The organism is Pseudonocardia abyssalis, assembly GCF_019263705.2.
In the GTDB taxonomy this organism is placed as follows: domain Bacteria; phylum Actinomycetota; class Actinomycetes; order Mycobacteriales; family Pseudonocardiaceae; genus Pseudonocardia; species Pseudonocardia abyssalis.
Genome location: NZ_JADQDK010000001.1, coordinates 2,535,913 through 2,561,213, shown reverse-complemented (window position 1 = coordinate 2,561,213; position 25,301 = coordinate 2,535,913). Strand labels below are relative to the sequence as shown.

The following is a 25,301-nucleotide window of genomic DNA, read 5'->3' as shown; positions in this document are numbered from 1 at the left end:
CGACGAGACTTGAATCGGGCCGGATATGACGACGAGGATCGAGATGTACGGGGCCCGGGTGCGGCAGGCGCGGATCCTGCGACGCATGACGGGTAAGGCCGTGCTGGCCGAGATGGGCTGGAGAGGTGCCCGGCAGACCCGGCTCGAGCAGGCCGAGGTGACCGCCCTGGACGCTGATACGGCGGCGCGGCTGGCCGAGGTGCTGCGGTTCCCGCTGGAGTTCTTCACGACCCCGCCGGTGTCGCGGGTGGCTGCGGCGAGCCTGCTGTTCCGGGCGCCGAAGGCGACCTCGGCGACGGAGAAGGAGTACCTGGCCCAGTTCGCCGTCGCGGTGGGTGACTTCCTGGAGGAGCTGAACGTGCGCTCGCAGCTGCCGCCGGTGAAGCTTCCGGCGCTGGATCGTCGCACTGGCGTCGCTGCGGCGGCCCGCGCGGCCCGGGCCCGGATGGGTATGGACGCGGACGTGCCGATCCCGTATTTGACTTACGAGCTGGAGCGGGCCGGGGTGGCGGTGGTGATGCGGGCCCGACGCACGAAGTCCTCAGGGGAGCTGAACTGGGCATCCGACGGCGCCCGGGAAAAGCACCTTGGCTACTCGACCCGGGTCGGCGAGTACGGGGATCGTCCGTTGATTGTGTTGCGAGCGCTGGATTCCTGGGAGCGGATCCGCTGGACCGTGGCCCACGAGCTGGGGCATCTGCTGTTGCACGCCGACGGGGTGAACAGCAAGGACCAGGAGGAGGAGGCCTCGCGGTTCGCCTCGGAGCTGCTCGCGCCGGCGGCGGCGGTCGCTGAGGAGGTGCCGAAGGTCGTGTCGCTGCACAACCTGGTCCCGTTGAAGCTGAAGTGGGGGATTTCGCTGGGTGCGCTGCTGCGGCACTTGTCGGAGTCCGGGCTGATCGACTCCCACCGCTACGACATGTTGCGTCGCCAGCTCTACACGCGGATCAACCCGGCCACCGGGCACACCTGGGGCCGGACCGAGCCCGGCTGGGACGCCCGGGTCCCCGAGCAGCCTCGGCTGCTGGCCAAGTGGGTCGAGCGCTGCTTCCACGCCACCTCGGCGGCCATGCTCGCGCCGCGGCGGTTGATCTGGCCGGCGGACCTGCTGGAGGACTTCCTGGCCGGGCAGCGCCCGGCCCCGTCCACCACACCGTCCGACAATTCATCGATCGCTGGCACGAACCAGCGCAGGCCCGCCCTGTCGGCGGCTGCGGTCCCGGGGACTATCGCGCTCGCCAGAGGGAACGTCGTGGACTTCGACCGGTTCCGCAACGAGCGGCGCGCTTGAAGGTCGCCGGGGGTCGACTGGGAGGCGGGGCGGAGGGGCCGAGGATGGCGCACACGCGGTGATTCACGCCCAGGACACCTGCACGGTGCTCGGGGTGATCACCTCCGGTCCCGGCGGTGCTGGAGTTCCTGTAGCCCCGTTGTTCAGGAGGATGGACAGCCGGATGAGTGTCTACATCGGCGGACCGATCGGCTACCTCGGGCCGACGACGTCTGTGTCCAAGTCGGAGTAGAGCGTGGATCGTGCGGCGGCGCGGGAGCTCGCCGAGCTGGCCAATCGGGTTGGCCGCGTCTCCGGTCGGGAGCCCTGGCGTGGATTCCTGCGGTGGATCAGCCGTGGGCGACTGGGCCGGTCGCGAGGATGGCCGGTGGTTCCCCAGCTGTCCACCCCGTGGCAGGACACCATCTCGGGTGAGCGCATCGGCTGGCGTCAGCGCGCTGCCAACCTGGGCGGCGAGTGCGCCTTCGCCGTGGACTACCAGGTCTGCCGTCGCTGCCGGCTGGGTTGGGTGGAGCAGCCCTACACGACGCCCGAGTATCAGCGATGCGGACTGGCAGCTGCGGGCTTGGCCGCGCTGCGCGCCGAGCACCCTGGCTTCGCCTGGCACACCCTCGGCGGACACCTCGCGGATTCTCGGGCGTTCTGGGCCGCAGTTGGTGCTGGCGTCGAGGGCGGCTACCAGCAGCGCTATGTCTGCGTCCACGTCAGCCCGGGAGGCTGACTGGCACGGTCCGCCCGACGGCACGGTCATGCCTGGAGACCCGCTGCCGAGCCCGTCCACACGCCAGATCCCGGATGGGAGTAGGCGCACCCCGGCACCCCGGCACAGATGAGCTCGCGATCGCTTCCTCCACTCCAACGCGCTCGACCAGACTGCGGTGAGGGCCTCGTCGGTGGAATGCAGCGTCGCCGACGTCGCGATCATGATCAGGTCCCTCGCCTGACTCTCGGCACGTCGCGACCTGTCCGCGGGAGGCGGGGCTGCGCACTATGGCAGCGCCGCCGGGCGGTGGGTCGATGCCCTCGGCCCGCTGCCGCCCGGATGAACCGGCGCGATGACCTCGCCCCGATCGTTGCGTCCTGGATGCCGCCGGTCCACGCCGTCCGGCGCAGCCCCGGGCTCCCTCCTCCCACGCCCGGCGTCGCCGCCCTGGCCGAGCGCGCCCCGCACCCCGCGGGAGCACCGGACCGCCGAGCCCGCAGCGCTCGGTCAAGGAGGATCCAGTGACCATCACCGACCTCACCCAGGACACAGACAACATCGCGAACACTGCCGCTGTGCCGGACGACCCCGCCGTCGCGAGCGACACGACCACCGCGGGCGACTCCAACGACATCGAGAACCTCGAAGCCGACCCGTCCGTCACCTCTCGGCCCGACGCCGAGATCGGCGTGCTGGTCGCCGTCGATCCACGCATCCTGGTCGTAGGCGTCAACGTGCGCCGCGACCTGGCTCTGGACAAGCCGTTCCTGCGTTCGATCGCCGAGCGCGGCGTCCGCGAGCCGATCATCGCCCGCCGCGCCGCCGACGGCGCGCTGGTGGTGCGCAAGGGCAAGCGCCGCACGGTGGCCGCCGTCGAGGTCGGCCGCGCCAGCGTGCCGGTACTGGTCGAGCCCGGATCACCGGACACCGACGACGTCCCGGACGGGCTGGATCGTGCCGCGCGGGAGATGCGGGTCGAGCGGATCGTCGACCAGCTCGAGGAGAACCAGCACCGCACCGGCACGAGCGACACCGACGAGGTCCACGCCCACCAGCAGCTGCTCGACCTCGGGTTGACCGCCGGGCAGATCGCCCGACGCACCCACGTCCCGACCGCTCGGGTCAAGGTCACCACCGCAGTGGCGCGCAGCGAACTCGCCGCTGCGGTGCTCGACCGCTACGAGGTCACCCTGGACCAGGCGGCGGTGATCGCCGAGTTCGACGACCACACCGACGCCGGCACCGACGCGGTCAAGGTCCTCACGGTGACCGCGGCGAAGAACCCCGCGCAGTTCGACCACGTCGCGCAGAAGCTTCGCGACGAGCGCGCCGATGCCGCCCTGCTCGCCGAAGCGGTCGTCGACCTGACCGGCCAGGGCCTGGAGTTGATCGACCCCGACCAGCCCGGCGACGCCCGGCAGATCAGCGGGCTGCGCCCGAGCGAGGAGACTCCCAGCGGCACCGAGCTCACCGCCGAGGCACACACGGGCTGCCCGGGCCGCGCGGCCAGTGTCGAGGTCCGCCGCGGCTTCGACCGGCAGCCTCAGCTGCGGATCGTGCACTGGTGCCTGCACCCGGACATGCACGGCCACGCCGCCCGGTGGACCCAGCTCAACGCCGGCGGCGACCGCACCGGCACCTCAGCCGCCGGGAATGGGGGAGCCGGGAGCGCGGGCGCGCTGAGCGAGGAGGAGAAGGCGCAGCGGCGGCTGGTCATCGCGAACAACCGGGAGTGGGATTCCGCGACCACCGTCCGGCGGCAGTGGCTGCGCACGTTCCTGGCCCGCAAGTCCCCGCCGCGTAACGCGGCGGTGTTCATCGCCGCCACGCTCGGGCGGGCCGGGCACGACCTGCGCCGCGCGATGGAGTCCGGACACCCCACCGCGTTGGAGGTACTCGGCCACGACCCGGTCGGCAGCGTGTACACCGGCCGGCCCCACCCCATCACCGAGGCCGCCGCGACCGCCTCGCCCCAGCGGGCCACCCAGCTGACGTTGGCGGTCCTGCTCGGCGCGGCCGAGGACGCCACCAACCGGCAGACCTGGCGATCCCCCGAGCCGGGGCACCGCGCCTACTTCACCGCGCTGCGCGACTGGGGCTACCCGCTGTCCCCGGTCGAACAGCTCGTCGTTCCCGACCCCGACCAGCCAGGCGACGACCGGGACGACGCCGAGCGCACTGACGGCAGCGGTGACGCCGGGCCGGTGCAGGACGGCGAAGCGAGCAGCTGATCCGCGGGTCGGTGGGGCCACCCCCGCGGCGGTGGCCCCACCGGCCAACCACTCGCTTCGTTGGAAGGAGATCGATGATGTTCCCGCAGTGCTTCACCCGCTACGACTGGTGCCGCAGCTACGTCCTGCCCGCCCACGTCCTCACGACGATCCCGCGCACCGGCAGTGTTGGGATGCTCGGGGCGCACAACGCTGCCCGCGGCCTGCTCGTCGAGATCTGCCGGCACGCCGACGCGACCCCGGTCGCGCTGGACTACCGCGAGACCGTGCTGCCCGACGGCGACATCGCCATCGCCGTTACCGCCACGGCCCGTCACGCCGACGGGACACCCCTGGTCGTCGCCACCACAGCCCGGGCCCGGCGTTGTCCACCGGACCGGGTCGGGGACTGGACGCTGAGGATCGACGGCGTGCACCAGGTCGAGCAGGACCGGACCTGGCCGCCGTCCCCGCCGATGCAGGGCCACATGGTGGCCCGTCTGGCCCAACGCCCACCGGCGCCGATCTCCATCACCTGACCGCCGCCCGCCGTCGCCCCGCCCGGGCGCGGCGTCGGGTTCGCTCCCGCCGCTCCGCCAGTCGATCGGGAACCGGTCATGTGGCCTCCGGTGGTCGGTGAATGCGTTGTTGGCGGCGGCCTTCTCGTCGACGCTGTAGTAGCGCTGCGGCCAGGACGGGTCGGGTGCAGCACATCGCGTCGAGGCGTCCGGCCAGGACGGCGATGGGTGTCGTCACGAAGTTCGGCCCCGGGCTGAGCGTGCGGTGGTCTGATTGATCAGCTGGTGCGCTTGCGGCGGGTCGCGGTGCGGCTGGTGCGGAGCCGGTAGGACTGGGTGCCGGTTTCGAGGATGTGGGCGTTGAAGGTGACGCGGTCGACGATGGCGGCGACCAGGCGCGGGTCGGGGAACACGGTGCCCCATTCGGAGAAGGGCAGGTTCGTGGCGATCGCGATCGAGGCGCGTTCTTCGCGTTCGGTGATGATCTGGAACAGCAGCTCGGCGCCGCGTGGGTCGATCTGGACGTAGCCGAGTTCGTCGAGGCAGAGCAGGTCGAGGCGGCCGTAGCGGGCGACGACGCGGGACAGGACGCGTTCGTCGGCGGCTTCGACGAGTTCGTTGACCAGGTGCGCGGTGGTGACGTAGCGGACGCGGCGGCCTTGTTCGCAGGCGGCCAGCCCGAGCCCGATGAGCAGGTGGGACTTGCCGGTGCCGGAATCGCCGAGGAGCACGACGGGTTCACCGGCGTTCATGTAGTGCCCGGCGGCGAGGTGGCCCAGGGTCGCGGCGGGGATGGTGGGGACGGCGTCGACGTTGAACTCCGCGAGCCGTTTGAGCCGGGGGAACTTCGCGTCGGCGATGCGGCGGGCCCGGCGGCGTGCGGTGCGGTCGTCGACCTCGGCGGCGAGGACCTCGGCGAGGTAGCCGAGGTGGGTGCGGCGTTCGCGGGCTGCGATGTCGGCCAGGCGGGTGGCTTCGGCGCGGACGGTGGGCAGGTGCAGCTCCCGGGTCGCCGCCCCGATCGAGGCCTGCGCCGCGGCGTCGACGGTGCCCTCGCTCGCGGTGCGCCCGTTCGGGGTGGTCGTGGGGGTGGTGGTCATGTGCCGCTTCCGGTGAGCAGGTCGTCGTAGTCGACGAGGATGGGTGTCGGGCGGTCGTAACGGGCCAGCGCGGCGATGTCGACCACGGGTGCGATCGGGGTGGCCCCGCGGCGAGCGTCGATGATCACCACGTGCGGGTCGAGTGCGCCGGAGGCCACCGCCCGGCCCATCGCCGCGGCCAACGCAGGCGCCGGATGTGTGCGGTGGGCCAGCAGGATCTCGATCAGCCACCGGGTTCCGAGGGTGTCGCCCTTCGCGGCGCGAGCGGCGTCCCAGTAGGCCTGATGGGCGGCGGTGAACACCCCGGACTGCCGGGCCTGGGCCAGGGCGGTGGCGCCGGGCAGCGCGCCGGGCTTGGTCTTGAGGACCTCGAGGTAGTGATCCAGGGCCAGGACGTCGAAGAACTTCCCGACCCCCCGTTCGTGGCGGGCCACGACCGTCGGACCGTCGAGGACCTCGACGGTCGTGGCGCCGAGGCGGACGGACAGGCGGCGACCGGCGAACCGGGCCGGGACCGAGTAGTTGACCTGCCGGACCGACACCCGGGCCTTCGCGTCGACCCGGGCGGACAGCAGCCGGGCGCAGTCGAACCCCTCGCCCGGCAACGCCATCAGCGTCGGCGCCTCGGCGGTGAACGCGGCGGCGACGGTGACCGGCCGGCCGGTGATCACCCGGGCGTCGTCGAGGACGTCAGCGCTGGCGAGGAGCGTGTTGAGCTCGGCGAGGGAGCCCAGGTTCGGGACCGGGACCAGGTGGCGGCGGCGGAACCGGCCGATCTCGCCCTCGACCCCGCCCTTCTCATGCGCGCCGGCCAGGCCCGGGCGGCAGAAGAACGAGTCGAACCCGTAGTGGCTGCGCAGCGCGATGAACCGCTCGGACTCCGTGCGGTCGCGTCCTTTGCAGACCCGGACCACCGCCGGTTTCAGGTTGTCGTAGCGCAGCAGCGCCGGGACCCCGCCGAAGTGGGTGAACGCCCGGACATGGCCGTCGAGGAACGCCTCCTGGGCTTGGGTGGCGAACGCGATATGGAACGCCCGCCCGGAGTTCGACAGCCGCATCACGAACATCCAGCACTTCACCGCGACCCCGCCCAGGACCGCGTGGAACTCCCCGAAGTCGACCTCCGCCTCGGCGCCGGGCGGGTGGGTCTGCGGGATCGACACCTCGACCCGGACCAGGCCCAGCTCGACACGCCGCGTCCCGACATAGCGGCTCACGCTCACCTCCGAGCACGTCGCGCCGTGCTCGGCGACCAGGCGTTGCCAGATCCGGCGTGCGGTGTGGCGCTGCTTGCGTGGCGCGTCCCGATCGGCGAGCAGCCAGCCGTCGATGACCTTCGTCCACGGGTCGATCGCCGGACGCGGTCGCGGCGGATAGGCCTTGCGCGGTGGCGGGACCGCGTCCTCGAGCGCCTGGCGCACCGTGCGCCGATGCACCTGATATCGATCAGCGAGCTCCCGGATCGACACGTCCTCCAGCCGGCGCTCACGCCGGATCCTCTCGAACAGCTCCACCCGCGAACCCATCCTGACCGACCCCCGCGCCGACGACACCGACACGCAAGATCTGAACCGGGGTGGGGCCAACATTCGTGACGACACACCGGCCCACCCACAGCGGGAACGTCACCACCCCGGTGGGGCCGAAATTCGTGACGACAACCGGCCGAAGTGGGGCCAGATCAGGTGATCACACCCACGGCGAGCTAGCTAGCCCGCGCAGGCTCGGTCCGAGCCACGGGGTGGCGTAGCAGGGCGAACAGCGCAGACCCCGGCGGCAGGCGGCCGTCCGTTCGCACCAACCACGGCGGACCGCGTCGCGTGGAAGCGGTCCGGGTTGAACTGGCCCGGGTCTGGTCGCGCAGCCACGGCGCTCCGGGCACGGTGCCGTTACCTGCGGCAACGGTCGAACCCAAGGGCGACGGAGCGGGTTCGGGCATCACGGTTCCTCATGATGATGGCAGTGCGGGCCAGTGCTCCTCATCGCCGGTCATCCCGCGGGGGGTGTCCAGGGGGACGCCCGGAGGTCAGCACAACACGGGTAGGGCGAGCGGCGATGAACCTGGGCCCAGGTCCGACCGGGTGGGACGAGCCTCGCTGCGCTCGGACGCCTGCGGCGTTCCCACCCCGGTCGGACGAGCCCGGAACCCCCGCCGTCCCTACCGGGACCCCACCCGCGCCGTGCTGAGGCCAGGGCCGCGTCACCCACCGACACCCACCTCACGAGGAGACACCACGATGAACAAGATCACCGTCCACGGCAACGTCACCGGCAAGCCCGAGCTGCGGTTCTCCCGCTCCGGGGTCCCGGTCGCGACCTTCACCGTCGCGGCCAACCGGCGCCGGCTCAACCGCGGAACCGGCCGCTGGGTCGACCTGCCCCCGGTGTTCCACCGGGTCGTGTGCTTCAACGGCCTGGCCGAGAACATCGCGGCCAGTCTGGACAAGGGCGCCACCGTCGCGGTCACCGGCGAGTTCGCCGACGACAGCTACAAGCGCGACGACGGCACCCAGGTGCGCCGGATTCAGCTCGAAGCCGCCGACGTCGCCGCGAGCCTGCGCTACGCCACCGCCACCCTGGTCAAGAACTCCCGCCCCGCCCACGACGCGGACCGGGCTGATCGCACCGAGCCCGACGCCGCCCAGCCGGACGGCGACGCGCCCGCCGACGAGCCCGCGCCGGAGCCGGTCACCCGGCCCGAGCTCGCCATCGTCGGTTCCGACTGAGTCAGATCATCGGCGGGCCTGGACCTCAGCGGTCCGGGCCCGCCGATGTGCTCGCAGACGACCTACCTGTGGGTGTCCTCGCGTCGGTTTCGCACCGTGCCCGCGAACCCGGACCACGCGCCAGCCGCTACCCGAGCACCCACACCCGGACACGATGCGGCGCGCGGTCCGGAACCGCAGACCGCCCCGGTGCTCCGACGCGAGGAGAACATCGTGACCGACCATCAGCACTGTCCACCCGCTGCGCCGACGCCTGCGTTGGGCCGGCTCGGCGCGGCAGCTGCACGCGCCGCCCGGAACGGTTGGCGGGTGTTCCCCGCCGTTCCCCGTGGCAAGGTGCCGGCGATCGCCGATTGGGAGAACGCCGCCACGACCGACCCCGACCAGATCACGGCATGGTGGCGGGCGATGCCGTGGAACGTGGCCGTCAGTACGGGAAGATCCGGGCTTCTCGTCATCGACCTCGACGCCCGGCAAGGCGCCTCCGTGCGGTCGCGGTCGGCCAGCACGCGGGACGGGTACGACATGCTTCGTCGGCTCGCCGCCGCGGCCGGCGAGCCGCCACCCACCGATACGTACACGGTCGCGACGCCGGGCGGGCTGCACTTGTACTTCCGCCAGCCAGACGGTGCGGCGTTACGCAACACCCAGGGTGCACTTGGGGCGAACGTAGACAGTCGCGGCCATGGTGGGTACGTCGTCGCTGCGGGGTCCGTCCGGGCCGCAGGCTTCTACCGGGTCGTGAGGTGCCGCCCGGTGGCCGAGCTTCCGGACTGGCTGGTCTCTGCGCTCACCCCACCCGCACCCGCACCTGCCCCACGGACCCCGCACCGGATCTCGAACACGCCGCTGCCCGACGGGAGGGCGGGGGCCTACCTGCGTGCCGTCGTCGACGGCGAGTGCGCCGCCGTCGCCGCGGCGACCGTCGGACATCGCCACCAGACGCTGCTGCGCGCGGCGCGCAGGCTCGGGCACTGGGTCGGAGGATCTGCCCTCAGCGCGACCGCTGCCCGCGCAGCGCTCATCGATGCCGCCCGTGGCTACCTCGGCGTCGACGGCTACACCCGCGCGCAGGTCGATCGCGATGTATCCGACGGACTTGCCTACGGCGCCCGGTTCCCCCGCTGTTTCGACGACATCGGCAACCGGATGTAGCTCCGGACGTCCCGCCGCATCCGCGACCGGCTCGGCCGCAGGGACGCCCTCCCATCGCACGATGCCGCTGTCATGCAGCTCTCCGCAGGATCCCCGGGGTGGTGGTCCGGCACGCCCCCGAGCTCGGCAGCCGCGATGGGTCGGGCCTCCGGTGCTCGGCTCAGGTGGATCGCCCGGAGGTCAGCACACCGGGGCGGGGGCAAGCGGCGATGAACCCGGCCCGCCCATCCCGGTGAGATCGCGTGCGGATCCGACATCGGCCGCCGGTCGGGAAGGCGAGCACACCGGGATGGGCGAGCCAGAACCCCCGCCGTCCCTGCGGGACCCCCGCCCCGGCGCGCTGAGGCTTCGCCGCGTTCCCCCAACGCCGAGCACCGGAGGCCCTCATGACCATCACCGCCACCACCGAGATCACCGAGTCCGACACCCGCGCGACCCGACTCGCCGTCCTCGAGGCGCAGGTCTGCCAAGCCCGCGACGAAGTTCGCGTCGCCCGCCTCTGCGACGACCTGTCCCTCGCGTTCGACGCGCTCGAGTCCCTGGCCACGCTCCTGCAGCACACCCTGCAGGAGCTCGCGCACGTCGGCGTCGAGACCAGCCCGCGCTGACCGCCCCCGGGCACGTGGCCCGCCCGGGTCTGGGCGGGCGGTGACGGTCGTGGCGACTGCGGCTGCGTCCGGGCAGGGTGCGGTCTCGAAAAGGATGGACCGCATGCATCCGGGACCCTGATCCCCTGCCGCCCCGCAGAACCGCGAAGCGGGCGAGTAGGCGGGCCGGGTGACGTTCGTGCGGCGGGTCGACGAGGCGCCACCGGGACAGCTGGCTACTTCAAACGGTCGCGGTCCGGTTTGCGGCATGGCCGCGATCCTGACCTGACATCGGTCGCACTCACCTCGCTCACGACGGTCACAGGCAGTGCAGTGCACGGTGTCCCGGTATCAAAGGGTGGTCCGAGCCGGGCGAGTGATGATCACCCCAGTCCGCCGGCCGCCAGGCTGCCCAGCAACCGAATGGGACGCCCGTGCGGACTATCCGCCGTGACGAGCAGATTAACAATCTGGCCAACGCCTGGATGGACAGGCACATGCGGGGTGGCCTTTTGCCTGCTCAGGTATCATAATAGAACTTATGTTCGAGTATGTTGCTCGGTCGTGGGCCCGGGAGCGGGTACTGACCGCGGTCGGTGACGGCCCTACGCTGCCCAACGTGGGTACCTGGTGGAGCGATGACGAGCGTGCGGCGCTTGTCGCGCTGCTGCGCACTCGGCCCGGCGGGATGAAGTGGCCGCAGATCGTGGCCGAGGTCGACGCCCGCTCCAGCGCGCTCGCGCTCTGGAACGAGCACAACCCCGCCGACCTGTTCAGCGATTCCGCAGTGCCTGGGCTGCTCCAGGCACGCGCGGACATCGACGAGTGGCGGGCCGCCGACCTCGGGTTTCTGACGTTCCTGGACGCCGACTACCCGGCGCAGCTCCGCGAAATCCACGACCTGCCGCCGGTATTGTTCCACCGGGGCAGGCTCCTCGACGACGAGATCGCCGTATCGGTGGTCGGGTCCCGGGAGGCGTCCCGGCAGGGGCTCGACGCCGCGCGTGCGATCGCGACGGGCCTGGTGGAGCGCGGCATCACCGTGGTCGGCGGGCTTGCGGCCGGAATCGACACGGCCGGTCACATGGCTGCGCTGGAGGCGGGCGGGCGCACTGTTGCGGTGATCGGCACTGGGATCCGGAAGTACTACCCGGCGGACAACCGCGAGTTGCAGGACCAGATCGCCGACTCTGGGCTGCTGCTCTCGCAGTTTTGGCCGGAGGCGCCCCCGACGAAGCAGACCTTCCCGATGCGCAACACCGTGATGTCCGGGTTCGGCCGCGCGACGATCATCGTCGAGGCGGGGGAGCACAGCGGCGCCCGAATCCAAGCCCGTCGAGCGGTCGCCCACGCCCGCCCGGTGATCCTCACCGAGATGGTGGTGCGGGTGAACAAGTGGGCACAGGCGCTGCTCGACCGCCCCGGTGTCCACGTCGCGACCAGCACCGCCGAGGTGATGTCGATCGTGGAGAAGGTGACGGCGCGACCGTCGGACATGCTGTCGTTACTGCGGGTCGCTGCCGGGTGACCAGCAGTCTCGCCGAGTTCTCGGAGCAGGCGCGGGCGTATCTATTTTCGCAGGTCGGTGACTGTTTTACCAACACATCGCGCGGGCCTGGCCGCTGCTTGGTGTGCACGGGGCCAACCGGCATCGCCGAGGTGCAGCTGTGCGGGCAGTGCTCACGGCAGCGAGCCGAGTTCGGCGTGGGGCTCGCCGATCTGGTGGTGCCGCTCGCCTACGTGCGCGGGTGGATGACACCGCAGCACCAGTCCGAGCACCTGGTGCGCCGCTACAAGTCGCCGGTGCAGCCGTCGCGATGGTGCGCCGAACTCCTCCAGTTCATGATCCACGCGGCGTCCGCTATCCACGGGCCGTGCATCGCGGCGGCGGCCGGTAGCTGGTGGCAGGTGATGACAATCGTGCCGTCGGCGACGCGGCTGGGTGCCGACCATCCCGTGGTCGGCCTGGCGCAGCAGGTGTTCGAGCACGGCAACAACGTCGACCGCGTGCTGCTGACGCCCACAGAGCACATCGCGTCCACGGACCGCCACCCACGCCGGGACATGTTCACCCTGTCGCCAGAGGTCGTAGCGAGGGTGCGCGGCAGACACGTCCTGGTCATCGATGACACCTACGTCTCCGGCTCCAAGTCGCAGTCGGCTGCCCTGACGCTCAAGACGGCCGGTGCACAGCGGGTGACCGTGCTGTGCGTAGCCCGGTGGTTGAGCTACCGATGGGACGACCACCGGCGCCTGATCGAGAGCGTCCTGCCGCCATACGACGCACTGATCTGCCCGGTAGGTTCAGGCCCCTGTCTCGCGCCGCGTTGATCGGCGATCACCTCGCGGCTACGGAGTGCACCACGCACGGTCCCCTCCGCTCGTCGTCCTCGGAGCGCACGAGCGTGCCGTCGTTCCCCTGGCGTCAGCGGCTTGGCGGACGCGCGGGCTGAGCCTGGGAGCAGATCAGCGATACGAAGTACAGCTTGGAAATACAGCTACGCCAGCCGCCGCAGGCATCTTCTGCCAACCTCATCGTGCCCTCTGAACTGCGCAGATGCTCTCAGCAACTTCGCCGCCCGCAGTTCACACCGAAGAGGTCACTGGTTCGATCCCAGTATCGCCCACAGCCGAACGGCCTGGTCACAGCTTCTAAGGAAGTTGCTGACCAGGTCGTTCGTCCGTTCTGGGACGGGGTGAGTGACTAACTGAGTGACTACCGCTCCCGATGGGGAAGACCCGGTTCATGACGGTCGCGCCATCGTCGATGATCGGCCGTAGCTGTTTGCGGTAGACCGTCTCGGTCACGGCCGAGCCGCCGGCGTGGCCGACCAGCCGGGCGATCTGCTCGATGGGCACGCCTTCGTCGGAGAGCAGGGAGACGAAGCTGTGGCGCAGCTCCCGCGGCGTCCAGGCCGCGGCATCTAGGCCCGCGGCCGAGGCGACGCGGCGGAAGCCACGCCGGACATTCGCGGCATCGAGTTCGGTGCCGGTCTCGGAAGCGAACACGAGGTTGTTGTCCCTCCATCGAGCCCCGGCAAGATCGCGCGCAGCGCGTTGGCGATCACGCTGTTCTCGGAGAGCCACGACGCAGCGCTCGGGCAGGGCGAGGGTACGTCGCGATGTCCTGGTCTTGGTGTCTCCGCCTGCGCGGACGGACCGCCACACCATGACGTGTGGCGGGGTCGGCGGGTTCGTGGACGGACTGCCGGAGAGGTCGACGTGGTCCCACGTCAGTGGTCGGAGTTCTTCAGTGCGGGCGCCCGTGAGGAGGGAGACCAAGACATAGGCGCCCATCGTCGAATCGGTAGCCTTCTCGATGAGTGCCTGAGCCTGATCGAGGGTCAGGGCTTTCGAGGGTCTGCCGAGCTGACCGGTAGGGGTCTCGCACAGCAGGACGACGTTGCGCTTGACCTTGTCTCTGGCCTGGGCACGGGTTACTGCTCGACGCAGGATGGACTTGATGTCACTCAGCGTGCGCGTGCTCAGTGTCCGTGCCTTGGTGGCAAGCCAACGGTCGACGTCCTCGGCGGATAGCTCGATAAGCTTCCGAGAACCGAGGGCAGGGATCACGTGTGCCTGCGCCAGGATGCGTCGAGTTTCCACTGTGCTCGCACCGCGACCGCCGAGGCCATGATCGAGCCAGTCGTTGACAGCCTGCGCGACGGTGTAGGCGCGCGAGGCAGAGGCGAGACCGTCGTCGGAGTCGCGGATGAGCTCCTTGAGCTTGTTCCGCGCTTCGGTCTTGGTCCGTCCGCTTGCTCTGCGGACGATCCGCTTCCCGGCCGGCGAGAAGCCCACCGTGACGCTCGCTATCCAGCGCTGCCGGTCTTCGTCCCAGTGCAGGCCGCCGTCGCCGCGGCTACGCCGCGCCGTCATCGTCGGCCTGGCTCTCTTCGACGAGAAGAGCGATGTAGTCGGCCATTGCCTGAGCAGGGATCAGACGGGAACGCCCTTGCCGCACCGAGCGCAGTCGACCTGACCGGATCTGTTCGTAGATGACGGTGCGGCTCATCGACAACTGCGCCATCGCCTCGGGCACTCGGTAGAGCCGCCGACTCGCGTCGGCGGTGTGTGCCTGCTCGACCGATTCTCGAACTGGATTGCCCGTGACCGGCATCTCGGCCTCCTCGCAGTAGGTACTGCGCAGGGTCGCAAGGGGTGTAGGTCGCGGCGTGGCTCCGCGTCATGGCCGCCGCTTCGGAGTCGTGGTCGTGCCGTGGTCATCGCCGGAGGTCGGGTAGAGCTGCCTGTCGAACCGCTGTGGCTGCTCGATGCCGTCGACGTACCAGGCCACGGAGTGGCGCGTCCCGAGCTGACCGACCACGAAGCGTGTCACGGATGCCGAGAGGACACGATGATCTCGTGACCGGTCTGCCGCGTAGGCGCAGGCGCGCAGTTGATCGACGAAGACGATCTCGACGGCGCCGACGTCGTCAGGCCGCATCACGTGCACGGTGAACACGGTGTCGGACATGTTGTCGTCGGCGTTGCTCATCCTCTCAGCCTTTCGGGTCACCGAAAGGCGGTACAGGTCTACTGCGTTTATGGGGACAACTTCGGCCGCGGACGAGACGCCCTCGGACGACCTCAGCGGTATGTCCGAGAACCAGCTGCTCGACGCGGTGCAACGCTCGGAGGAAGCCCGCCGTGCCGGGCGGCAGCGGACGGGGCGCCTTCTGGCTGAGTTGCATCGTCGGGGTCGGTTGTCCTGGCCGGCTATCGCTCGTGTCACGGGGATCCGGCAGACGACGGCGTACGACCTCGCCCAGCCGTTCCTCGTCTCGGACGGCGAGGACGAGGGCTCCCCGCGCTGAGCCGGCGGATCGTCAGCCGGTGATGTCGCGCCGGTCGGGGTGGGGCTGTCGACTCTGCCCGACGTCGCCTCGCGTCGGCGAAGGCCGGCGGCCCGTCCGATGCGAGTGAGATCGTCGTCGAATCCGATCTAAGGCGGGGTTCTGCGCGGCGATCTCACGGTCGATCGGCCGAGCCGCCGGGTCCCTTCGCACGCGCTGCGCCGTCGGGCTGTCCGAGTCGCGCCCCACCGCCCCTCGGCGGGGCCATCCGGGCGACGGTCTCGGGTGTCCGGCCACACCGTGGAGTCATCGTGACCCAGTCCGACACGTTCCTGACCACGCGCAACGCGACGGTCGCCGACCTCGCCCGACTGCTGCAGGTCCAGCACGCCGGCAAGCTCGACGTCGTCGCCCCGGCCCGGAGCCTGATCGCCGAGCGCGGCGACCTGCGGCTCGTCGGCGTCGGCGAGCCCAGTCTCACCCCGGACGGCGTGACCGTCGGGGAGACGCGGCTGCGCCCGACCGCCCTCGCGGACGCGGCGATCGCCGACAAGCTCGGGATCCCGGGCACCTACCTGCGTCGGCTGCGAATCGAGCAGATCGGCCTCTACGACGCGAACGTCAACACCTGGCTGGCCGATGACCCCGACCGCCGGTTCCTGGTCCGCGGTCTGCGCGACCCGGACGGCGGGACCGGGGTCGTCCGCGCGCTGCTGTCTGACTCCTACCGGGTCGTGGACAACCTCGACGTCCTGATGGCGGTGCTCGAGGGCATCCGCACCGCGGGGGTCGAGGTCGACATTGCGCGGTGCGACCTGACCGAGCGTCGCATGTACGTGAAGGTGCGGGCTCCGCAGATCGCCGAGTACGCCCCGGACCTGTTGGCCGGGTACCGCAGCCCGTTCACCGGGGCCCGTGGCGCGGACAACCCGACGGTGTTCGCGGGGTTCGTGGTGTCGAACTCCGAGACCGGGCACGGGTCGTTCTCGCTGACCCCGCAGCTCACGGTGCAGGTCTGCGACAACGGGATGACCATCTCCAAGGACGCGATGCGCGAGGTCCATCTCGGGGCGCGGATGTCGGACGGGGTGATCCGTTGGGCGGCTGATACTCAGGGTGCGTTGCTGGATCTGGTGGTGAAGCAGGCACGGGACGCCGTCGCCACATTCCTCGACCACGGCTACGTCCGGGCCGCGCTCGTCGAGATCACCCGCCAGGCCGGGATCGCGATCAGCGACCCGCAGGCCACGCTCGACCACGTCGGGAAAGCGCTGCGGTTCACCGCCGAGCAGCAGGCCACCATCCTCGCCCACTTCATCCAGGGCGCGGATGTCACGAGTGGGGGAGTGCTGCATGCGGTCACCTCGGCCGCGCAGACCATCGACGACGCCGACGTCGCTCACGACCTGGAGCGCTGTGGGTTGAAGGCGATGGCGCTGGCCGCCGCCCACGCGGGCTGAGGTCCGGAGGAGTCGGTCCGGCGCCCTGCCGGGCCGACCCCCGATGGTGGCGGCACGGGTAGTGGCGACGTCACCCTGGGCGAGTCACCCGTCCGCGTATCGAACATACGTTCGCTGAGGCGGTAGCGTCGGCGGTCGCGGTGGCCGGGCGTCGGGGAAGGGCGCACCGGCTACCGCGATCTCATCGACGTCCAGGGAAGGGGTCTTCGTGTCGGCGAACATGACACCGTCTGAGCGCCGTGGTGCGTACAACCGGGCCAACGCGCGCGCGATCGCCGAGACCGCGCAGATCCTGCGCACGGTGGCTCAGTACGACTCGCACACCGACCCGTTCCGCGGGGATCTGGGCAAGGCCCAGGCCTCGGTGCTCGACGCGGTGAGCCGCCACGTCGCCACCCTGCCCCGCGAGATCACGACCGAGGCGTTGGCGGTGGTGACTGCGGTCGACCGGCTGACCGGGAACCGGCGCACCACCGACCGCTGACGGGAGCCGAGCTCGGAGGAGCAGTGGGGGACCGCGCGGCCACTGGACGGCGGCCGCACGTCGTGGTGGTTGAGTCTGCGGTATGACGGCACCACAGCCACCTGGATATGACGACGTCTTCCTCGGTGCCTCGACCGCCGTGCCGCTGCCCGCGGACGGGCGCGTGGTGCGGGAGCTGACGTACGTGCACTTCACGGTGCTGCTCGACCCGGCGCGGCGGCTGGCGGTGGCGACCGGGGTCAACATCGACGGGGCCCAGCTGCGCGAGCTCGACCGCAGCGACGACTGGCGCCTGGACCCCCGGGTCGACGCCGACGAGCAGGTCGGTGCGGACGTCTACGCGGCCAACGACCTCGACCGCGGGCACCTGGTGCGTCGCAGTGACCCGGTGTGGGGTGCGCCGGAGGTTGCGGAGCAGGCCAACAGCGACACGTTCGTCTACCCGAACGCGGCCCCGCAGGCGGCGCAGTTCAACCAGTCGATGGAGCTGTGGCTCGGGCTGGAGGACTACCTGCTGACCCACGCCGACACCTACGACACGAAGCTGAGCGTGTTCACCGCGCCCGTCCTGGCCGCGGACGACCCGCCGTACCGGGGCGTGGGGATCCCGCGGCTGTTCTGGAAGGTGGCCGCTTGGGCCACGGGCCCCGAACCGGGTGGGGAGCCGCAGCTGGCGGCGACGGGGTACGTGCTGGACCAGACCCCGCAGCTCGACGACATCGACCTCCCCGACGACGGCACGCGGCAGGTCGGCGACCCGCCGCCGCTGGGTCCGTACCGCACCTTCCAGGTGCCCATCACCGACATCGCCACCCTGACCGGCCTGGACCTGGGTCCTCTCGTAGCGGCCGACCGATTACTCGTCCCCGCCTCGACCGGTGTGGGGCCCCGTGACCGATGGAACCGGCTACACACCACCGCCGAGATCCGGCTTTAGGGCAACCCATCAACCTGCAGCGCGCCGGGACCTCTCGACGGGACGAGCTCGGGACCGCTCAGCAGCCGTATCAGGCTCGGTTCGTGCCATCGGCGGTCGACGGCGGTGCCGGATCGTTGCTGCCGGTGTGATCGACGGCTGAGTTCAGACGGGCGGAGGCCGGGCAGTCGCTCCGCGGCGCGCCATGGGCCAGCTGGCTAGAGCCGGTCCCGGGGGTGCGGGGCGGGCACTCTGGCAGCGCCGTCCGTTCGTCGGGCGATGAACCCGCTCGCTGCCGCCCGGGTGAACCGGCGCCGAGAGGTCCTGCGCGAGGTATCGGCTGGCGGCGCGCCGGTCCACATCGGCCGGCGCAAGCAGGACCCCCGCCCCGTCCGGTCGTCGCTGCCCTGGTCGAGTGCGCCCCGCATCCGCCGGGCACCTGCAGCGCCGAGCCCGCTCGGCCCTTCCGAGGAGCACCTCGTGACGATCACCGACACCCGACCGACCACACCCGACAACGACCCGGACCGCACGCCCCCACCCGAGGCGAGCACCGACACGTGGGGCGAACTGCTCGTCGTCGACCCCACCGCGCTGGTGATCGGCGCCAATGTGCGCCGGGAGGTCGCGCTGGACAAGTCGTTCCTGCGCTCGATCGCCGACCGCGGCGTGCGGGAGCCGATCACCGTCCGCCGCCGTGCCGACGGCGGGCTGGTCGTGCGCAAGGGGAAGCGCCGCACCCTGGCCGCGGTCGAGACCGGACGCCCGAGCGTCCCGGTCCTCATCGAACCCGGCACCCCCGACGACGACCCTGACACCGACGCCGCCGGGACGGAGGGGCGGATCGAGCGGATCGTCGATCAGCTCGAGGAGAACCAGCACCGCACCGGCACCAGCGAGGCCGACGAGGTGCGAGCCCATCAGCAGTTGCTCGACCTCGGGCTGACCGCCGGGCAGATCGCCCGCCGCACCCACGTCCCGACCGCTCGGGTGAAGGCCACCGCCGCAGTCGCGCGCAGCAAGCTCGCCGCTGCAGTCCTGGACCGCTACGAGGTGACGCTGGACCAGGTCGCGGTCATCGCGGAGTTCGACGACGGCACCGACGCCGGCGTCGAGGCAGCCAAGGTCCTCACGGTGACCGCGGCCAAGGAACCCGCCCAGTTCGAGCACGTCGCGCAGCGGCTGCGCGACGACCGCACCGACACGGCCCTGGTGGCCGAGCAGGTCGCCGAACTCACCACCGCCGGGGTGTCGATCCTCGACTCGGATGCCGCCGGGGGAGCCCTGCAGATCAGCGGGCTGCGGGCGAACGCGGACCTGCCCAGCGGTACTGAGCTCACCGCCGAGCAGCACGCATCCTGCCCGGGCCAGGCCGCGCAGGTGGAGATCCGCCGCGGCTGGGATCGCCAGCCCCAGGTCCGGGTCACCCACTGGTGCACCGACCCCGAGACCCACGGCCACATCGCCCGCTGGGACCAGTTGACCGCCCACACCGGCGGGTCCCGGTCGGGGGCGATGAGCGAGGAGGAGAAGGCGCAGCGTCGGCTGGTCATCGCGAACAACCGGGAATGGGACTCCGCGACCACGGTGCGCCGCGACTGGCTGCGCGGGTTCCTCGCCCGCCGCACCGCACCCAAGGACGCGGTGACCTACATGGCGGTCACCCTCGCCCGCGGCGGGCACGACCTGCGCCGGGCGATGGAGTCCGGCCACCCCAGCGCCTGCGAGCTGCTCGGGATGGCCCCGGTCGGCAGCGTCTACACCGGCCGGGCGAACCCGATCACCGACGCCGCGGCCACGGCGGCCACCCCGCGGGCGACGGTGCTGGCGTTGGCGGTGCTGCTCGGATCGGCGGAGGACGCCACCGACCGGCAGACCTGGCGCAACCCGACGTCGGATCACCGGGCCTACTTCACCACGCTGAGCCGGTGGGGCTACCCGCTCTCGACGGTCGAACAGCTCGTCCTCACCGACCCCGAGCGCCCGCGGCCCGACGACCCCACACCGGACGCCGACAGCGACTCCGCCGGAGGCGACGAGCTCGCCGAGCCGGAGACGCTGACGACCGACTGACAGCAGGCCTGGTGGGTCGCTCTCCGGGGGCGGCCCACCAGGCACGTCAGCCGTCATCGCGAGACTAAGCGCAAGAGGTCACGGCCCCGGTCGGCTACACGACGCTTTGCCGGAGATGCCGTAGCGAGCAAATCCATCACTGTCTCCGAGGCCTGGTGCTCGCCAGGAGACGCCCGAAGGTCAGCACAGCACGGGCGGGGCGAGCGGCGATGAACACGGACCCGGTCCGAGCGGGTGGGACGTGCCTCGCTGCGCTCGGACGCCTGGCGGCGTTCCCGCCCGCTCGGACGAGCCCGCAACCCCCGCCGTCCCTGCGGGACCCCACCCGCACCGCGCTGAGGCCAGGGCCGCGTCACCCACAACCACCAGCACCTGGAGACCCTGATGAACAAGCTCACCATCCACGGCAACATCACCGCGAAGCCCGAGCTGCGGTTCTCCCGCTCCGGGGTCCCGGTCGCCACCTTCACCGTCGCGACCAACCGCCGCCGGCTCAACCGGCAGACCGGCACCTGGACCGACCTGCCCTCGGTGTTCCACCGGGTCGTCTGCTTCAACGCCCTCGCCGAGAACGTCGCGACCAGCCTGACCAAGGGCGCCACCGTCGCGGTCACCGGCGAGTTCGCCGACGACACCTACAAGCGCGAGGACGGCACCACCGTGCGCCGCACCCAGATCGAGGCCGCCGACGTCGCCGCCAGCCTCCGCTACGCCACCGCCACCCTCACCAAGACCCGCCGCACCACCTCGAACCCGACCGGGCCCGAGGACCGCGACGACGAGACCACGCAGTCGCTCGACGCCGAGCGGCCCGAGCTCACCGTGGTCGGCTCCGACTGAGCAGCGCCCGTGGCGGGCCCGGGCCCAGGGGCCCGCCACGGAGCCGTTCCTCGGGGTGGGCGTTGCGGTGGGCCTCGCGTCGGGATCGCACCGTTCCACGGGTCCGGGACCACGCGCCAGCCACGCATCGGCCACACCCATCGGTAACGGTGTGGCGCGCGATCCGGACCCGCGGACCTCTCGGTGCCCCCGACGCGAGGAGACCACCGTGCCCCACCACCCACACTCAACGCCGTCGCCGCGACGACTTGGTGCCGCCGCCTTGCGCATGGCGCGCCGCGGCTGGCACGTGTTTCCCGTCCACCCCCGCAGCAAGGTCCCCGCCATCCGGGACTGGGAGAACACCGCCACCACCGACCTCGACCAGATTGCGGCCTGGTGGCAACGCCGGCCCTTCAACATCGGGATCAGCACCGGCCCCTCCGGGCTCCTCGTCATCGACCTCGACCCCAGCCACGGCGTACCCGCCCCCGACCGATGGGCTGGCGCCCGACAGGGAACTGACGTCCTGATCCGGCTCGCCGCCGACGCCGCCGAACCGGCTCCCACCGACACCTTCACCGTCGCCACCCCCTCGGGAGGGCGACACCTCTACTTCCACCAGCCCGACAGCGCGCAGCTACGCAACACCCAAGGCAAGCTGGGCTGGCGCATCGACACCCGAGGCCACGGCGGCTACATCCTCGCCGCCGGATCTCGCGGGCCAGCGGGACGCAGCTACCGCGTAGCGAACGCCCACCCCGTCGTGGACCTGCCGTGCTGGCTCGTCCGAGCTCTGACGCCCAGCCATCCACCACCGAGTCGAGACACCTCGGACCCAGCTCCGCCGGCGCGCGCCGGGGGGTCCATTGCCCGCGCACCCCGGACGCAGGCCTACCTGCGGGCCGTTGTCGAGGGCGAAAGGCATGCGGTCACGACGGCCGAGATCGGCTACCGACACTCCACCCTGCTGCGCGCTGCACGTCGTCTCGGGCACTGGGTTGGCGGCGGTGCACTCGACGAAGCTGACGCACGCACTGCCCTGACCGATGCCGCGGCACGCCATCTCGGTGTAGCCGGCTACACCGCCCGGCAGATCGACCGCGACATCACCGACGGACTCGCCTACGGAGCCCACCGCCCCCGCTACGTCGACAACATCGCCAGCCGCCCGTCGAAGGGCTGATCAGCAGCACCTCGCGCCCTCACAGCTGTGCTCGTCCATCGGTCCGAACAGTGCCGTGATGGTTGTCCGTGCAGCCACGTGACGCCGGTGACGGACCTCCGGAGCACGGCGGCGATGGACCGCCCGGAGGTCAGCACACCGGGGCGGGGCGAGCGGCGATGAACCCGTGCCCGACCGATCGGGTGGGACGGGCCTCGCTGCGCTCGGACGCCTGACGGCGTTCCCACCCGATCCGCCGAGCCCGGAACCCCCGCCGGCCCTACGGGCCCCCACCCCGGCGCGCTGAGGCCATGCCGCGTTCCAGCGACACCGAGCACCGGAGGCCAACATGATCACCACCACCGACCCCATCACCGCTGACACCGAGATCACCGAGACCGACACTCGAGCCACTCGCCTGCGGGTACTCGAAGCCCAGGTCTGTCAGGTCCGCGACGACCTCGCCTACGCCGCCGCCAACGCCGACATCGGCTACGCCCTGAGCGCGACGGAACAGCTGGCAACGTTGCTCCAGCACACCCTCCAGGAGCTCGCAGACGCCGTTCGATAACTGCGCCGGGACCTGCTCGCCGGCCTACGACTCGTGGGCCGGCGACAATCGAGCTCTCGGATTCCGAGGACCAGTTCCGTGTCAAGGCGGTTGGGCGGGTGCTGGACTTTGGGTTTTCGCAGGTCAACGGGTATATGTCGTCCATGCTCGTCCGCGGGTGACCACCTCTGTGCAGGTCGGTAGTCACCCAGTTAGTCACCCAGCGGGTGCTGCCGATCCGTGGTCGATCCGTGGTCGACGTCGTATAGCATCGTCGCTATGACCTGGGGTACCGTCGAGCTGGAACCGGAGGTCCGGGACTGGCTCGAATCGCTGTCGACGCCGCAGTTCGCCACGGCGGCGTTCTACATCGACCTAGTGGCCGATCGCGGTCCGTTGCTGGGCGAGCCGTACACGCGTCAGCTCGACGGCAAGCTCCGGGGGACTGCGGTTCCACCTGGACGGTCGGCCGGTGCGGGTGACGTACTGGATCGCGTCAGGGCGGCGGATCGTCCTGCTGACGGTGTTCGCGAAGACGCGGATGCGGGAGGCGGGGGAGGTCGAACGGGCGCGTCGGGCGATGGCGCGCTGCATGGCGCAGGAGCACACGGTGGAGGACGACGATGGCTGACACGACGGGCGACGGGCGGGAGTCGTGGTCGGCGCTGCGGGACCGCCGGATGAGTGAGCCGGGCGCCGAGGAGGCGTACGAGGCCGCCCGGCTGGCGTTCGAGCTGGGGGCGGCGGTGCGGGAGCTCCGGCTGGCCCGCGGGTGGAGCCAGGCCGAGCTGGCATCGGCGGCGGGGATGACGCAGTCGGCGGTGGCGCGGTTCGAGGCGGGGGGCACGGTGCCGACGCTGCCGGTGCTGGGTCGGATCGCGCGTGCGCTGGACGCGGACCTGACCGTGCGGGTCGCCGCCCGCCCGGATGTTGCGTGAGGCAAATCTTGCGCGAAGTGGGCACGGCCTTCATCAGCCCGATTCGTTCACGGCTGACGGTTCAAGCTTCGTCCCGAAGCAGACGTAGGGCGTGCGGAAGACGTCGACCATGCAGGTCAACGCGTGGTCGATGTCCGGCAACGTCCGTCGACGTGTGTCCGCGCTCGCCATGGTTGTCACTCAGTTGGTCACCTAGCGACGTCATTGCCTTCTACCGGGTGGCGTGATCGCGGCGTGGTGATTGCGTGGTCTCTCAGGATCGGGTGCCGGATGCCGGCCATTCGACGACCTCGGCCGGCCACACCGCGTCTAGCCGGTCTGTCTCGCAACGCTCACGTCCTTCGCAGTTGACACCAAGTCGGAGGCGAGGTCATCGAGTGATGGCTCGGTCCGGGTGGATCGCCAAGGTCAAATCCACGTCGCCGGATGCGCCGAACCGCTCACGATTCTGGTTGCCGCGCCGCGGCGTGTGTCCCGAACGTGCGGGCGTGATAGGTCAGTGGCATCCCGTTGGCGACCTCGGCGTCGACGACGGAACCGAGCAGGACCACGTGGTCGCCGCCATCGACGAACGTCTGCACATCGCAGGCCAGCCAGCCCGGCGCGTTGCCGATGCGGGGCAGGCCGTCCCGGACGGTCCACGGCACGCCGTCGAACTTGGTGCTGCCCTTCCGCGCGAAGCCCATCGCCAGCGGGGATTGGTCGCTGCCGAGGATGTTGACCCCGAACCGCCCGACCTCGCGGGTGATGGCGAGCAGATCGGAACCCGCGTCGAGCGACACGAGCACCATCGGCGGCCGCAGTGACAGTGAGGCGAAAGCGCTGACCGTCGTGCCGTGCGGATGGCCGTCGACCATGGCCGTGACCACCGACACCGGCGTGCACACTCCCGCCATGACCTCGCGGAAGGTGTCGGTCAGCGCCGCCGTCGCCGCGGTCACTCCCCGCCCATCGCGGCGACCATCATGTCGAGGACGGACTGGTCGGGGCAGGGCGGCGGCTCGGCGCCCGCGAGCCGACCCATCATCTCGAACGCCTGCGCCACGCGCGGCCCGTCGATCACCGGGCTGTGCCCGGAGATGATCGTGGACATGCCGTGGGCCTGCACCGCCTTGACGCACGCCGCGTAGCGCGTGGCGTCGACCATGCTCAACCACGGCGACAGCGCGTGGATGCCGAACATGACCATGCCTCCCCACCACGCCTCCGGGTCGACCTCTGCGATCGTGTCGACCGGGGTCACGCCGGGGCCGCCGGGTACCGGCGCGGCGAACGCGTCGGCGGCCCAGTAGACGCCGGTCGAGGTGTCGAACAGCCCGCGGGTGGCGGGGGAGTCGTAGACGGGCGGACGCAGGGCGACGAGGGTGCGGTCGCCCGCGTCGAGCGACTCCCCGTCGTTGAGCCAGCGGCAGCGCTTCAGCGGGAACTCGTAGGCGTTGGCGAAGCGCTCCACCAGGGTCCAGCTGCACACCAGTGTCGCGTTCGGGCAGGCGTCCATGACCTGGCTGAGGTTGCCGGTGTGGTCGGAGTCGTCGTGGGTGAGGAAGACCCACCTGACGTCCTCGGGCTCCACCAGGCCGAACACGTCCTGGAGCCAACGGTCACGGTTCCGGGCGCTCCCGGTGTCCACGATGATCGGCTCGGCGCCCTGGATGACCGCGGAGTTCAGGTAGACCGACAGGGGGGCGCCGAGGGCGTGTTGCACGTCCTGGATCACGTACGTGCCGGGCCCGACCTTCTTCGGGGCCAGGTGCGCGGTGCGGACGGCGTCGAGCAGGGACATGGTCGTCTCGTTTCACAGATCCGGGGG

25 protein-coding genes are annotated in these 25,301 nt (G+C 71.1%); 18 read left to right on the top strand and 7 right to left on the bottom strand.

Annotated features, from left to right (window positions below):
- Nucleotides 1-58 precede the first annotated feature (58 nt).
- The 4 genes from I4I81_RS12215 (at nt 59) to I4I81_RS12200 (ending at nt 4,743) form a co-directional block, all read left to right on the top strand.
- A complete protein-coding gene (locus tag I4I81_RS12215) occupies nt 59-1,291 on the top strand; it encodes an ImmA/IrrE family metallo-endopeptidase (RefSeq protein ID WP_218616042.1) in 1,233 nt (410 codons plus the stop codon).
- A 367-nt stretch (nt 1,292-1,658) separates the two neighbouring features.
- Nucleotides 1,659-2,012: a hypothetical protein gene (locus tag I4I81_RS12210; protein WP_218602627.1), complete on the top strand. Its 354-nt coding sequence runs from the start codon at nt 1,659-1,661 to the stop codon at nt 2,010-2,012.
- Between the two features lie 503 nt (nt 2,013-2,515).
- The gene (locus I4I81_RS12205) at nt 2,516-4,225 is read left to right on the top strand and encodes a ParB/RepB/Spo0J family partition protein (protein WP_218602628.1); all 1,710 of its coding nucleotides are present in this window, start codon (nt 2,516-2,518) and stop codon (nt 4,223-4,225) included.
- Between the two features lie 74 nt (nt 4,226-4,299).
- A complete protein-coding gene (locus I4I81_RS12200) occupies nt 4,300-4,743 on the top strand; it encodes a hypothetical protein (protein WP_218602629.1) in 444 nt (147 codons plus the stop codon).
- Nucleotides 4,744-5,000: 257 nt separating this feature from the next.
- On the opposite strand, the gene istB is transcribed toward I4I81_RS12200, so the two are convergent.
- Nucleotides 5,001-5,822, bottom strand: a complete 822-nt coding sequence (gene istB / locus I4I81_RS12195; RefSeq protein ID WP_218602630.1) for an IS21-like element helper ATPase IstB — start codon at nt 5,820-5,822, stop codon at nt 5,001-5,003.
- Entirely contained in the window at nt 5,819-7,348 is a 1,530-nt protein-coding gene (gene istA, locus I4I81_RS12190) for an IS21 family transposase (RefSeq protein ID WP_218616041.1), read from the bottom strand. Before istA ends, istB begins: the two co-directional genes overlap by 4 nt.
- A gap of 711 nt (nt 7,349-8,059) precedes the next feature.
- On the opposite strand from istA, the gene ssb (I4I81_RS12185) reads away from it, so the two are divergent.
- From ssb (I4I81_RS12185) to I4I81_RS12165, 5 genes are all read left to right on the top strand, one after another.
- Entirely contained in the window at nt 8,060-8,548 is a 489-nt protein-coding gene (gene ssb / locus I4I81_RS12185; protein WP_218616040.1) for a single-stranded DNA-binding protein, read from the top strand.
- A 213-nt stretch (nt 8,549-8,761) separates the two neighbouring features.
- Nucleotides 8,762-9,703, top strand: coding sequence for a bifunctional DNA primase/polymerase (locus tag I4I81_RS12180; RefSeq protein ID WP_226363900.1), 942 nt, complete (start codon nt 8,762-8,764; stop codon nt 9,701-9,703).
- Nucleotides 9,704-10,089: 386 nt separating this feature from the next.
- Nucleotides 10,090-10,311, top strand: a complete 222-nt coding sequence (locus I4I81_RS12175; protein WP_218604163.1) for a hypothetical protein — start codon at nt 10,090-10,092, stop codon at nt 10,309-10,311.
- Nucleotides 10,312-10,909: 598 nt separating this feature from the next.
- Nucleotides 10,910-11,818 carry a DNA-processing protein DprA gene (locus tag I4I81_RS12170; RefSeq protein ID WP_226363899.1) on the top strand — a complete coding sequence of 303 codons (909 nt, stop codon included), beginning with the start codon at nt 10,910-10,912 and terminating at the stop codon, nt 11,816-11,818.
- Nucleotides 11,815-12,621, top strand: coding sequence for a hypothetical protein (locus I4I81_RS12165; RefSeq protein ID WP_218604161.1), 807 nt, complete (start codon nt 11,815-11,817; stop codon nt 12,619-12,621). The genes I4I81_RS12170 and I4I81_RS12165 overlap by 4 nt, the downstream gene beginning before the upstream one ends.
- A 321-nt stretch (nt 12,622-12,942) precedes the next feature.
- On the opposite strand, the gene I4I81_RS12160 is transcribed toward I4I81_RS12165, so the two are convergent.
- The 3 genes from I4I81_RS12160 to I4I81_RS12150 form a co-directional block, all read right to left on the bottom strand.
- Nucleotides 12,943-14,169, bottom strand: coding sequence for a site-specific integrase (locus I4I81_RS12160; protein ID WP_218604160.1), 1,227 nt, complete (start codon nt 14,167-14,169; stop codon nt 12,943-12,945).
- Nucleotides 14,153-14,410, bottom strand: coding sequence for a helix-turn-helix domain-containing protein (locus I4I81_RS12155; RefSeq protein ID WP_218604159.1), 258 nt, complete (start codon nt 14,408-14,410; stop codon nt 14,153-14,155). Before I4I81_RS12155 ends, I4I81_RS12160 begins: the two co-directional genes overlap by 17 nt.
- Before the next feature lie 66 nt (nt 14,411-14,476).
- The gene (locus I4I81_RS12150; RefSeq protein ID WP_218616039.1) at nt 14,477-14,788 is read right to left on the bottom strand and encodes a hypothetical protein; all 312 of its coding nucleotides are present in this window, start codon (nt 14,786-14,788) and stop codon (nt 14,477-14,479) included.
- Nucleotides 14,789-15,397: 609 nt separating this feature from the next.
- Between I4I81_RS12150 and I4I81_RS12145 the strand changes: the two genes are divergently transcribed.
- The 9 genes from I4I81_RS12145 (at nt 15,398) to I4I81_RS12105 (ending at nt 23,491) form a co-directional block, all read left to right on the top strand.
- Nucleotides 15,398-16,546 carry a DUF932 domain-containing protein gene (locus I4I81_RS12145; RefSeq protein ID WP_226363898.1) on the top strand — a complete coding sequence of 383 codons (1,149 nt, stop codon included), beginning with the start codon at nt 15,398-15,400 and terminating at the stop codon, nt 16,544-16,546.
- A gap of 220 nt (nt 16,547-16,766) precedes the next feature.
- Nucleotides 16,767-17,030: a hypothetical protein gene (locus I4I81_RS12140; protein ID WP_218604156.1), complete on the top strand. Its 264-nt coding sequence runs from the start codon at nt 16,767-16,769 to the stop codon at nt 17,028-17,030.
- 82 nt (nt 17,031-17,112) lie between these two features.
- On the top strand, nt 17,113-17,967 hold the full coding sequence (locus I4I81_RS12135; RefSeq protein ID WP_218604155.1) for a DNA/RNA non-specific endonuclease: 855 nt from the start codon (nt 17,113-17,115) through the stop codon (nt 17,965-17,967).
- A gap of 459 nt (nt 17,968-18,426) precedes the next feature.
- Entirely contained in the window at nt 18,427-20,019 is a 1,593-nt protein-coding gene (locus tag I4I81_RS12130; protein ID WP_218604154.1) for a ParB/RepB/Spo0J family partition protein, read from the top strand.
- A 384-nt stretch (nt 20,020-20,403) separates the two neighbouring features.
- Nucleotides 20,404-20,859, top strand: a complete 456-nt coding sequence (gene ssb, locus I4I81_RS12125) for a single-stranded DNA-binding protein (protein WP_218616038.1) — start codon at nt 20,404-20,406, stop codon at nt 20,857-20,859.
- A 268-nt stretch (nt 20,860-21,127) separates the two neighbouring features.
- Entirely contained in the window at nt 21,128-22,024 is an 897-nt protein-coding gene (locus I4I81_RS12120; protein WP_218616557.1) for a bifunctional DNA primase/polymerase, read from the top strand.
- A 328-nt stretch (nt 22,025-22,352) separates the two neighbouring features.
- Nucleotides 22,353-22,574 carry a hypothetical protein gene (locus I4I81_RS12115; RefSeq protein ID WP_218616037.1) on the top strand — a complete coding sequence of 74 codons (222 nt, stop codon included), beginning with the start codon at nt 22,353-22,355 and terminating at the stop codon, nt 22,572-22,574.
- A gap of 457 nt (nt 22,575-23,031) precedes the next feature.
- Nucleotides 23,032-23,184 (top strand): hypothetical protein, encoded by a 153-nt coding sequence (locus I4I81_RS12110; RefSeq protein ID WP_225924555.1) that lies wholly within the window; start codon nt 23,032-23,034, stop codon nt 23,182-23,184.
- Nucleotides 23,177-23,491 (top strand): helix-turn-helix domain-containing protein, encoded by a 315-nt coding sequence (locus I4I81_RS12105; protein WP_218602668.1) that lies wholly within the window; start codon nt 23,177-23,179, stop codon nt 23,489-23,491. The genes I4I81_RS12110 and I4I81_RS12105 overlap by 8 nt, the downstream gene beginning before the upstream one ends.
- Before the next feature lie 440 nt (nt 23,492-23,931).
- Here the strand turns inward: I4I81_RS12105 and I4I81_RS12100 are convergent, their stop codons facing one another.
- A complete protein-coding gene (locus tag I4I81_RS12100) occupies nt 23,932-24,387 on the bottom strand; it encodes a flavin reductase family protein (protein WP_225925446.1) in 456 nt (151 codons plus the stop codon).
- A gap of 41 nt (nt 24,388-24,428) precedes the next feature.
- Nucleotides 24,429-25,274: an oxygen-binding di-iron domain-containing protein gene (locus I4I81_RS12095; protein ID WP_218602666.1), complete on the bottom strand. Its 846-nt coding sequence runs from the start codon at nt 25,272-25,274 to the stop codon at nt 24,429-24,431.
- Nucleotides 25,275-25,301: the final 27 nt, after the last annotated feature.

Bases quoted from the DNA above. Each gene is read 5' to 3' on its own strand.
- I4I81_RS12200 (WP_218602629.1), top strand. From the start codon at position 4,300: ATGATGTTCCCGCAGTGCTTCACCCGCTACGACTGGTGCCGCAGCTAC.
- istB (WP_218602630.1), bottom strand. From the start codon at position 5,822: ATGACCACCACCCCCACGACCACCCCGAACGGGCGCACCGCGAGCGAG.
- istA (WP_218616041.1), bottom strand. From the start codon at position 7,348: ATGGGTTCGCGGGTGGAGCTGTTCGAGAGGATCCGGCGTGAGCGCCGG.
- ssb (WP_218616040.1), top strand. From the start codon at position 8,060: ATGAACAAGATCACCGTCCACGGCAACGTCACCGGCAAGCCCGAGCTG.
- I4I81_RS12175 (WP_218604163.1), top strand. From the start codon at position 10,090: ATGACCATCACCGCCACCACCGAGATCACCGAGTCCGACACCCGCGCG.
- I4I81_RS12160 (WP_218604160.1), bottom strand. From the start codon at position 14,169: ATGACGGCGCGGCGTAGCCGCGGCGACGGCGGCCTGCACTGGGACGAA.
- I4I81_RS12155 (WP_218604159.1), bottom strand. From the start codon at position 14,410: ATGCCGGTCACGGGCAATCCAGTTCGAGAATCGGTCGAGCAGGCACAC.
- I4I81_RS12150 (WP_218616039.1), bottom strand. From the start codon at position 14,788: ATGAGCAACGCCGACGACAACATGTCCGACACCGTGTTCACCGTGCAC.
- I4I81_RS12140 (WP_218604156.1), top strand. From the start codon at position 16,767: ATGACACCGTCTGAGCGCCGTGGTGCGTACAACCGGGCCAACGCGCGC.
- I4I81_RS12135 (WP_218604155.1), top strand. From the start codon at position 17,113: ATGACGGCACCACAGCCACCTGGATATGACGACGTCTTCCTCGGTGCC.
- ssb (WP_218616038.1), top strand. From the start codon at position 20,404: ATGAACAAGCTCACCATCCACGGCAACATCACCGCGAAGCCCGAGCTG.
- I4I81_RS12120 (WP_218616557.1), top strand. From the start codon at position 21,128: ATGGCGCGCCGCGGCTGGCACGTGTTTCCCGTCCACCCCCGCAGCAAG.
- I4I81_RS12115 (WP_218616037.1), top strand. From the start codon at position 22,353: ATGATCACCACCACCGACCCCATCACCGCTGACACCGAGATCACCGAG.
- I4I81_RS12105 (WP_218602668.1), top strand. From the start codon at position 23,177: ATGGCTGACACGACGGGCGACGGGCGGGAGTCGTGGTCGGCGCTGCGG.
- I4I81_RS12100 (WP_225925446.1), bottom strand. From the start codon at position 24,387: ATGGCGGGAGTGTGCACGCCGGTGTCGGTGGTCACGGCCATGGTCGAC.
- I4I81_RS12095 (WP_218602666.1), bottom strand. From the start codon at position 25,274: ATGTCCCTGCTCGACGCCGTCCGCACCGCGCACCTGGCCCCGAAGAAG.